An 8,995-nucleotide genomic window follows, 5' to 3' on the forward strand; every position below is an offset into this window, starting at 1 on the left:
TGGTTGAGGAAGAAGGTAGCGATAACTTTGCCAACAACAATAATGCGGTTGGCACGGTGGAAGCGATTCGACGAGCCGATGCGGCGATCGGGGTTGCCATAGACTACGTTGATAGCCAAGATCCCAACACGCTGGTGGTTACGGCTGCCGACAGCGATGCCGGCGGGTTACAGGTGGTCCAGTATGTGCCGTATGCCCGTCCGACCGGAAATTTCACCAGTACCCCGGCACTACTCGACAGTGAGCCTCAAGTGCCTTTTATCAACGTCAACCCCACGACAACGAACACAACTCGTAATTTTCTAGATGGTGTGAATGGCAGCACGGCGAGCGCTAACTTTCCCTGGAGACCATTCACGTCGATGGCTAGTCTGGATGGTGCAATGGGAAATTTTGCCGTTGGCTGGGTCGGCACACCCGACTTCCCTGGCAGCATTGTTTCCAAAACCTACGGTATGAATGCTGAACAACTGCCTAGCACTTTAGACAACACCGAAATTTACCGCCTTATGTACCAAACGTTGTTTGGAGTGCGTTTTTCGGCAGTGGTCAAGGCTGAGGGTGGAGCCAGGACAGCTGAAGTGACGGCAGGCGAGGGCTATCTAGCCGTAGTAAATTTCGGCGGGCTTGGTCGCGGTGCCAATCCTTCAGAAAACACGATCGCTGAAGTCGACACGATCCAATTTAAGGGTGCAGACTTGACCGCTCGCAATCTGGTACTGACTCAGAAAGGCGATGATCTGGTGGTCAGTTTTGAGGGCGTTGCTGATACGGGCGCCATTCTACGGAATGTTCAATTGGATAACCTCGACAATTTGAGCCAGTCTACTGGAGCTTCTGTAAACCTTGGAAACCTAGTGTTTGATGGTCAAAGCAGTGTTCAAGACAGCTTTGACGTGTTTGATGCGGAGTGGGATTTAGACCAAATCTTCAACCGCAACTCTGTCACCTTTCTCAACGAGCTAGACAACAGTGTGCGCGGGTTTGATCACTCCGATGATGTCATCAATACTCAAGGTGGTGACGATCGCAGCTTCGGGCTCAGCGGCAACGATCTCCTGCGCGGGGGTGCTGGCTACGACTACCTGGAGGGCGGACGTGGGCACGATATCCTAGTGGGCGGCACAGACGCTGATGTCTTTGTGTTGGCAAGGGGTAGTGGCTCAGACACGGTTCAAGACTTCAGCCTCTTGGAAGGGGATAAGTTTGCTCTGTCAGGTGGTTTAACTTTTGGGCGGTTAAGCATTCTCCAAGGGACAGGTGCAAACGCAAATAACGCGCTGATTCGAGCCGGTAGCACCAGTGAGCTTCTAGCAACCGTGGTCGGTGTTCAAGCCAGCAGTCTGACACAAGCTAATTTCCTGCTGACTGCTTAAAGTAGAGCGGGGCAGCTTCTTTGCACTTTGCTCTTTTGCTACGTTGACGCAGACAGGAGCAAGTACGGTTCAACGTACTTGCTCCTGTCCTTTTGTTAGCAGATGTTGCACAGATTGACTAACACATTAGATGTAACAGCAAGCCAAAGGGCGTCGGATGATCGCCTTGGTTAGCTGCGGGTGGCAGCAACGGTACAAGCCTCACAAGATGATTAGCAGAAGTTTATCAATCCCTCTGCTCCTAAACGCTTGCGTCGCGGCGGCTGTGCCTCAACGTTGAGCAAAAGCGGCAAGCTCACAGTCTGAAAGTTAGGCTGTGAGAAGCATTCAGGCGATGTGGTACTTAATTGCCAGGAACGGTGTCATACCCCTAGTTAGACAACTGCTTTGCCTAACTACGGTGCCTTAAGAGGTTTGGTGCAATTTTTAGCAAACTGCCGACTGCCGCAGTCCACACCCGCTTATCTGGATCGCTCATGGCTGCCAGGATCGCTTGCGTTGGGTCAGGCGATCAAGGGACAGGTGCAAACAGACAAGCGCAAAAGGCTAATCGGACAAGATGCTTTCCTAAGGCTCGCTTGAACAGTGGCACTGTTAGTTTGGTCTTTTTGCCTTCAAGGCTAGTAGCCCTCACGACTAGATTTGGCGATTAAACCTTCACCCTATACCTCTAGAGCAAGCATGAGCAAAGACTTTACCCCACGGCAACAGGAGTAGCAAGAATCCTTTGAATTGAACGTTTAGCGTCAACGTGAGTACCAGCAATTTCTGGAGTCTTTTTAAGCGATCTAGCCTTGTATGGGTCGCATGAATCGCTTTCCTCTAAAGTGCAAGATCTTCCCAGTAGGGCGGGCTGCCAAAGCGCTTTACCAAGAAATCAATAAACGCCTTGACCCGTAGTGAGTGTCTGCGATTCGATAAATAGAGAGCATAGACGCCTAGGTCGGTTTGAGCTTGGGGTTGTACTTGAAACTCAGTCAGTACTGCCTGCAACCGGCCAGAGCGAATATCCTCACCAATCAACCAAGTCGGCATAAGCATTAGTCCGGCACCATCTAAGCAAACCTGCCGTAGTACCTCTGAATAATTACTGATCAACGAACCTGTGACGCTTACTTGACAAACCTCAGCACTGCGCTGGAACTGCCAAATGTTGGCTCCTAACTCATAGGTGAATAACAAACAGTTGTGCTGTGCTAAATCGTTCGGATGGTTGGGCTTACCGCAACGAGCAAAATAGTCCGGACTGCCGCAAACTAGACGCGTGTAGGAGGCAAGCTTCCGCACAAGCCAAGTAGCACCAGAGCGATCGAGATTACCAATGCGAATCACAATATCTAACTCTTCTTCAACCGGATTCGACAAGGTGTCACTCAGGCGCAAATCGAGCCGTACTTCAGGACAACTCACTAGAAAAGCGTGCATGAGGGGCGCAACGTGGAGCCGCCCAAAAGCAACGGGCAGACTCACCTTCAGTAAACCCCGTGGAATATTGCCCTCGGTAACACAGAGATTAGCTTCTTCTACGTCCTGTAGAATCTGTACCGCTTTGTCGTAATACTTGCGGCCCTGCGGTGTGAGACTAAGGCTGCGGGTGGAGCGATTCAGCAACTGAGTATGGAGCAACTTTTCCAGCGCATTGACTTGACGAGTGACAGAAGAGACGGCTAACTCCAATTGCCGCGCTGCTTCTGAAAAGCCTTCTGCTTCCACCACTTTGACAAAGGCCCGCATAGCTGCAAATTGATCCATCTTTTCATCCGCACTCTATCTTTGCATAAAACGCAAAAGTGTTTGGCATAGAGGCTATATTATCATTCTTTCTGAATGGAGATATGGTGAAAGGGTCAGCAATTTAGCGGCAACCCCGACCGAGGAAACGCTATGACCTTAACGATTGAAATCACTTCAGACTTTATCTGCCCATGGTGTTTGGTGGTCGATGCCCGCCTGAAGCAAGCGATCGCTCAACTCAATCCTCCCGTTGAGCTTCAGCGCCTTTGGTATCCCTTCGAACTGAATCCCGATTTGCCCGAAGCAGGCCTTGATCGCAAAACCTACCGCTCCAACAAATTTGGCAGTTGGGAGTATTCACAAGCACTCGATGCTCAAACCGTGCAGGCAACGACAAAGGACGGCATTGAGTTTCGCTATGACTTGATGCAGGTGACGCCCAACACCCTCAAGGCGCATCGTCTGACCTGGTTAGCGGGTCAAACAGGGAAAGCAACCGAGATGGCTGAACGGATTCTCAGGGCTTACTTCACCGAAGGACAAGATATTACCAGTGTCGAAATCCTTGCTCAACTTGCAGCTGAAGTCGGCATAGCAGGTCAAGTGAGACCCTTCCTCACTTCGACCGCTGGGGTGCAGGTAGTCAAAGAGCTAGAACAGCAAGCCGTAAGCCGTAAGATTCGCGGTGTCCCTCACGTCAAAATTGGCAAAAAAACGATCGTCGGTGCTCAGAGTGTGGATGTCTTTTTGAACGCCCTGCAAACCGCAGTCAGTCAGCAACAGGCAGCGTAACCACTCTTAAGGAAAACTCCATGATAGAACCTACAGGCAATCGTGCCCTTGTGATCGGCGGCTCCCTCGGTGGTCTGTTTGCTGGAATCATGCTGCGATCAATCGGGTGGCAGGTCGATATATACGAGCGGTCTGCTCATGATCTCGATAGCCGCGGTGGAGGGATTGTGCTTCAGCCGGATGTGGTGGACGCATTTCAACGCGCTGGGATTGAGACTCAAGCCCTCGGCGTTGTAGCACATGAACGCTACTACCTGAACTCAGATGGCAGCATTGCTCAACCGATGCCGATGCGCCAAAGGCTCACGTCTTGGAATTTGTTATATGGTTCCATGCGGCGACATTTTCCAGCCCAGCATTACCATGTGGGCAAACAATTGAACGACATTCAGCAGACGAGTGACCAGGTAACAGCAACCTTTACGGATAGCACTCAAGCTACGGCAGACCTGCTGCTTGGTGCCGATGGACCGAACTCGACGGTGCGGCATCAATTTCTACCAGACGCCCATTATCAATATGCTGGATACGTTGCTTATCGAGGCCTGGTCAACGAAGCTGAACTCGAGAAAGAAGCTGCCGCTCTCTTCACGGAACGCTTTGTGTTCTATCAATTTCCCAATTCTCATATTCTCCAATATGTGATTCCGGGTGAGGGTGAATCTCTAGAGCCTGGACAGCGCCGCTTCAACTGGGTTTGGTATGTCAATTATGATGAGGCGACCGAACTACCGCACCTTTTGACTGATAAAAATGGCAAGCAGCGCGGCTACTCAATGCCACCAGGACTGTTGGCTGCTGATGTCGAACAAGCGATGCGATCGTATGCCGCTACCGTTCTCGTTCCCCCCTTTCAAAAACTCGTTGCCGCCACTCAAGAACCGTTTGTTCAAGCGATTTTAGATCTAGGAGTGCCGCAAATGACGTTTGGACGGGTGGCACTGATCGGTGACGCTGCCTTTATGCCGCGTCCACACACGGCTGCGAGTACTGCGAAAGCGGCAGCCAACGCGATCGCCCTGGCAGAAGCTCTAATGAAACATAACCACAACGTCAGTAAAGCGCTGAAAAGCTGGGAACCGCTTCAGCTTGCTCATGGTAACCAACTGCTGGCCTCCGGTCAGCAGTTGGGCAATCGCTCTCAGTTTAGCTACGGCGTTGGTCGGCAAGGCGAAAAGTTAGACGCGCTGCCACAGAGAGCGTGAAGTACCAATAAGAACTTGAATTTGGGCGGTCGTTCATCACGTCAGGAAGTTGAAATGTCACACGGAAGTTCAAGACAAGCCCCTTTGATGAGCTTAAATCGGTTTGAGGCGTTTAGTGATGGAGTCTTTGCGATCGCCGTGACACTGCTTGTGCTTGAGATTAAAGCTCCTAACCTGTCTCAAGCAACGTCATCCGAAGCCATCACCAAGCTATGGCAGGTTTTCCCCCACATCTTAAGCTACAGCACCAGTTTCATCGTGATTGGGGTGCTTTGGCTTAACCATCAGACGCTATTTCATTTCCTTAAACGAGTCGATCGCACGGTTTTAGTGATTAACTTACTGCTGTTAATGTGTGTGGCCTTCATTCCCTATCCCACAGCCCTGCTTGGAGAGTTTGGCTCCTCGCTGCCGGTCGTGGTGTTTTACGGACTCTCATTAGCCTTGACCGGCTTTGTTTACAATCTGCTCTGGTTTTACGTGGTTCATCGCTACATCCTCACTGAAGGGCTAATTCACCCCAAAGCGACTCGGCAAGCCACGCTTTGGAGTTTGAGTTACCCGATGTCGTATTTGATTGCAGTTGGTTTAGCGTTCGTCAACCTCAACTTGAGTCTTGTGCTTTACGTGCTCATTCCTTTGTTCTACTTGCTGCCTGGAATTATCGATCGACAATTAATCGAAAAGCTGGAGGAGCCCTCTAAAGCGCGTCTTTAAGCCGCTATTACATCCTCTCAATGTTGGCTCCAAGCCAACAGTCGTTAGCGCCTTTGCTGCCATTGCATCAATCAATACTGAGCTTAAAACAATGACCCACGGTCCCATTCTTCTTGGCGTCGTCGGCGACAGTGCTGCAGGTAAAACAACTCTGACTAGGGGCATTGCTCAAATTCTGGGTGAAGCAAACGTCACCGTCATTGGTACGGATGATTACCATCGCTATGATCGTCATCAGCGTGCAGAACTAGGGCTTACAGCGCTACACCCCGACTGTAACCATCTCGATATCATGCAGCCGCATCTAGCCTTGCTCCGTAGCGGACAACCGATTTTGAAGCCAATCTATAGTCACAAAACAGGCACGTTTGAACCGCCTCAGTACGTCAAGCCAAACCAGTTTGTGGTCGTGGAGGGCTTGCTAGGTTACTCGACACGTGCGATGCGCGACTGCTATGACATCAAAGTGTATTTAGCGCCCCCTGAGTCTTTACGGGAAACCTGGAAGATCAAACCAGACACGCTCAAGCGCGGCTATAGTGAAGCACAGGTTTAGGCTGAACTTCAAAAGCGTGAACCAGACTCAGCGCAATTTATTCGCCCTCAACGTCAGTGGGCAGATTTAGTCGTTAGCTTTTATCCAGCAAGCGATGCCACCAAGACGGACAATTCTCACTTAAATGTACAGCTGGTACTCAGACCGACAATTTCACACCCAAATCTGAGCCAGATCCTCAACCGCATGAGTGGTCATGCTCAGCCAACGATTCGTCTGAACTTGGACCGAGACATGGGCAAACCCGTAGACGTGCTTGAAGTCGATGGTCATACAACAGGCGATGCAGTCAGGGTACTAGAGCAAATGATTTGTGCTGATCTGCCGCATTTACACAGCGTTTGCAACCGAGAAATTAACCCTGATTTGGGCAAAATTGCTGGGACAACCGGGGAAACACTGCAAAGCTACCCGCTGGCCCTGACGCAGCTACTGATTACCTACCACATGCTGAAGGCAACTCAGGCACACCTCTAGCGATCCGACCTGGAAAGCAAGGCCAAAAGTCTTCAGGCTGAAGCCAACCGAGCAGAAAGCTCCAGCATAAATCTGTTTTAAGGCTGTAAACAGGGAGCAGACTGCTATCGCAGCCATGCACTCAAACAGTTAAATCATCGACGAGGAAACATGAGCGCACTAGAAATTTAGACACACGCGGACAGCAAAAAAAGGTGCGCCTCTACGGTCAACCTGATTCAGCAGCAGCCTACGAAATTCGCGATTTCCTCAATCGTACCGTTGTCGAGTTTGACTGGGTTGAACTGATTGGCGACGCGGATTGCAATCGAGAACTTAAACTCCCCGCTCTCAGTAATGTTCGCTTGCCCGTAGTGGAATTACCCGATGGCACCCAGTTGTTTGCGCCCACGCTTCGAGAAATTGCTCAACACTTGGGCTGGGTAGCGCAACCGAAATTCAAAGAATATGACCTATCCATTTATGGAGCGGGTCCCGCTGGCTTAAACGCCGCCGTTTATGCTGCCTCTGAAGGCTTGCGGACAGTTCTGGTCGAGCGCCATGTTGTGGGCGGACAAGCGGGCACCAGTTCTCTAATTGAGAATTCCATGGCCTTTCCAGACGGCATCAGCGGGGCTGATTTAGCGGAACGCGCCCGTCAGCAGGCAGTCAAATTTGGGATTGAATTGCTGCTGTTGCGCGAAGGGATGAAATCGGAGTTTCGCGACAATCGCATTTATACAGATATGGCCGATGGCAGCAAAATGGTGGCCCGCGCCAACCTCTGTGCCGCGGGAATTGAATATCGACGGCTCAATCTTCCCAATGAAGACCAGTTTCTCAAAGTCGGCTTGTTTTACGGTGCGGGTGCCAGCGAAGCACCTTTGTGTGGCGGTGAACATGTCTTTATCGTCGGTGGCGGTAACTCAGCGGGGCAAGCCGCCATGTATCTATCACGCTATGCCGAAAAAGTAACGATGCTCATCCGTGGCCAGACGCTGGCGGCGACCTTATCGCAGTATCTCGTTGAGCGCATTACCCAGAAAAGTAACATTGAGGTGCTCTTTCAGTCTCAGGTCACTGGCTTGGCAGGCGATACCGCGCTGCATCAAATTGAAGTGACTAACTGCGAAGACGGAACGGCGCAGAAAATTGATACTCGACGGCTGTTTGTTTGCATCGGTGGTGCGCCAAATACTGCATGGGCAAAAGATACCAACATTATTCGCGATCCGGCAGGCTACCTAGTGACTGGCTCAAATTTGCTTCAAGAGGATCGTTTACCAGAATGCTGGGGACTTGAGCGCAAGCCGTTCTTTCTCGAAACCAGTGTTCCTGGTTCTTTTGCGGCTGGCGATATGCGACATAACTCTGTTAAACGAGTCGCTTCAGCCGTCGGTGAAGGTGCAATGGCTGTCACCTTTGTTCATCGCTATTTAGAAGAAATGACTTGAATTTGGGCTGGGTAATTTTGGTATGTCACTCCCGATCATATTTGAGTTAGCCTCTAAGAGCGGAGTAAGGGGTTTGAGGGCAGTGGAACGAAAACCGGATTGAGGGGTCAATTTACATAGCCAAATGAAATTGGACAATTTAGCGCACCAATGTTTGCGTCTATATGCAGTCTTAAAAGCTCATCCTACAAAGCTTTCAAGATTGATGGGGTCTGGCAACGATGCGTGTAAAAAAGGGCCCTTGACCCTGCAGCGGTATCAATCCTGATCAGGCTTACTAGTGCATCAAGCCATGAAAGGTTTTGTGCATCACCTTGTGGCATCTGGTTAGTTGCGGGTGGCAGCAACTATGCATGAAAGAGTGAGCTTTAGTAGCAAGGCTTGAAAGGACTACCCTTTGAAACCCTGGCTCATTTTGACACGCAGCGTGGTTAGCAGCCAAAAATGTACTCGTGTATAGTACCCGTTTTCAGCTAAGCGATCGCGAACGGTCTCACGCTCCACCCACTCGGTACGTTAGGGAGTAGAAACGCTTGCACCTAGCTGAAACCAATCAGTTGCCACGTCCCAACCAGCCTGCTGCTGCGTTGCGTCTGCAAGCCTGCGACCGAGAGGGTTTTACTGAGCGACACGCCTTTGTCTCGATGTCAGATCATTAGACACTGTGCAGCATTGGCAGCACCTTCTCTCCAAAAACGTTGATAA

The 8,995-nt window shown here is 50.7% G+C and carries 8 protein-coding genes and 1 pseudogene; 8 read left to right on the forward strand and 1 reads right to left on the reverse strand.

Annotation, left to right across the window (positions count from 1 at the left end):
- Both H6F86_RS23725 and H6F86_RS31960 read left to right on the forward strand, forming a co-directional pair.
- A pseudogene (locus tag H6F86_RS23725) lies at nucleotides 1-1,376 on the forward strand (hypothetical protein); the annotation flags it as partial.
- Between the two features lie 387 nt (nucleotides 1,377-1,763).
- On the forward strand, nucleotides 1,764-1,958 hold the full coding sequence (locus H6F86_RS31960) for a hypothetical protein (RefSeq protein WP_206756087.1): 195 nt from the start codon (nucleotides 1,764-1,766) through the stop codon (nucleotides 1,956-1,958).
- Nucleotides 1,959-2,198: 240 nt separating this feature from the next.
- On the opposite strand, the gene H6F86_RS23730 is transcribed toward H6F86_RS31960, so the two are convergent.
- Nucleotides 2,199-3,128: a LysR family transcriptional regulator gene (locus tag H6F86_RS23730; protein ID WP_190451948.1), complete on the reverse strand. Its 930-nt coding sequence runs from the start codon at nucleotides 3,126-3,128 to the stop codon at nucleotides 2,199-2,201.
- A gap of 132 nt (nucleotides 3,129-3,260) precedes the next feature.
- On the opposite strand from H6F86_RS23730, the gene H6F86_RS23735 reads away from it, so the two are divergent.
- The 6 genes from H6F86_RS23735 (at nucleotide 3,261) to H6F86_RS23755 (ending at nucleotide 8,290) form a co-directional block, all read left to right on the forward strand.
- Nucleotides 3,261-3,902 (forward strand): DsbA family oxidoreductase, encoded by a 642-nt coding sequence (locus H6F86_RS23735; protein WP_190451949.1) that lies wholly within the window; start codon nucleotides 3,261-3,263, stop codon nucleotides 3,900-3,902.
- A gap of 20 nt (nucleotides 3,903-3,922) precedes the next feature.
- Entirely contained in the window at nucleotides 3,923-5,107 is a 1,185-nt protein-coding gene (locus H6F86_RS23740) for an FAD binding domain-containing protein (RefSeq protein ID WP_190451951.1), read from the forward strand.
- A gap of 87 nt (nucleotides 5,108-5,194) precedes the next feature.
- Complete coding sequence (locus H6F86_RS23745; RefSeq protein WP_242033663.1) at nucleotides 5,195-5,824, forward strand: TMEM175 family protein; 630 nt, start codon at nucleotides 5,195-5,197, stop codon at nucleotides 5,822-5,824.
- Between the two features lie 91 nt (nucleotides 5,825-5,915).
- Nucleotides 5,916-6,380, forward strand: coding sequence for a phosphoribulokinase (locus tag H6F86_RS33230; protein ID WP_347240998.1), 465 nt, complete (start codon nucleotides 5,916-5,918; stop codon nucleotides 6,378-6,380).
- A 186-nt stretch (nucleotides 6,381-6,566) separates the two neighbouring features.
- Entirely contained in the window at nucleotides 6,567-6,857 is a 291-nt protein-coding gene (locus tag H6F86_RS33235; protein ID WP_347241000.1) for a hypothetical protein, read from the forward strand.
- A 194-nt stretch (nucleotides 6,858-7,051) separates the two neighbouring features.
- Nucleotides 7,052-8,290: an FAD-dependent oxidoreductase gene (locus H6F86_RS23755; protein ID WP_199305462.1), complete on the forward strand. Its 1,239-nt coding sequence runs from the start codon at nucleotides 7,052-7,054 to the stop codon at nucleotides 8,288-8,290.
- Nucleotides 8,291-8,995: the final 705 nt, after the last annotated feature.

The sequence above is a fragment of the Phormidium sp. FACHB-592 genome (genome assembly GCF_014695795.1).
In the GTDB taxonomy this organism is placed as follows: Bacteria; Cyanobacteriota; Cyanobacteriia; order Leptolyngbyales; family Leptolyngbyaceae; genus Stenomitos.

What these genes read in the sequence shown, in the direction of transcription:
- H6F86_RS23730 (WP_190451948.1), bottom strand. Translation starts at nt 3,128, where the DNA reads ATGGATCAATTTGCAGCTATGCGGGCCTTTGTCAAAGTGGTGGAAGCA.
- H6F86_RS23735 (WP_190451949.1), top strand. Translation starts at nt 3,261, where the DNA reads ATGACCTTAACGATTGAAATCACTTCAGACTTTATCTGCCCATGGTGT.
- H6F86_RS23740 (WP_190451951.1), top strand. Translation starts at nt 3,923, where the DNA reads ATGATAGAACCTACAGGCAATCGTGCCCTTGTGATCGGCGGCTCCCTC.
- H6F86_RS23745 (WP_242033663.1), top strand. Translation starts at nt 5,195, where the DNA reads ATGAGCTTAAATCGGTTTGAGGCGTTTAGTGATGGAGTCTTTGCGATC.
- H6F86_RS33230 (WP_347240998.1), top strand. Translation starts at nt 5,916, where the DNA reads ATGACCCACGGTCCCATTCTTCTTGGCGTCGTCGGCGACAGTGCTGCA.
- H6F86_RS33235 (WP_347241000.1), top strand. Translation starts at nt 6,567, where the DNA reads ATGAGTGGTCATGCTCAGCCAACGATTCGTCTGAACTTGGACCGAGAC.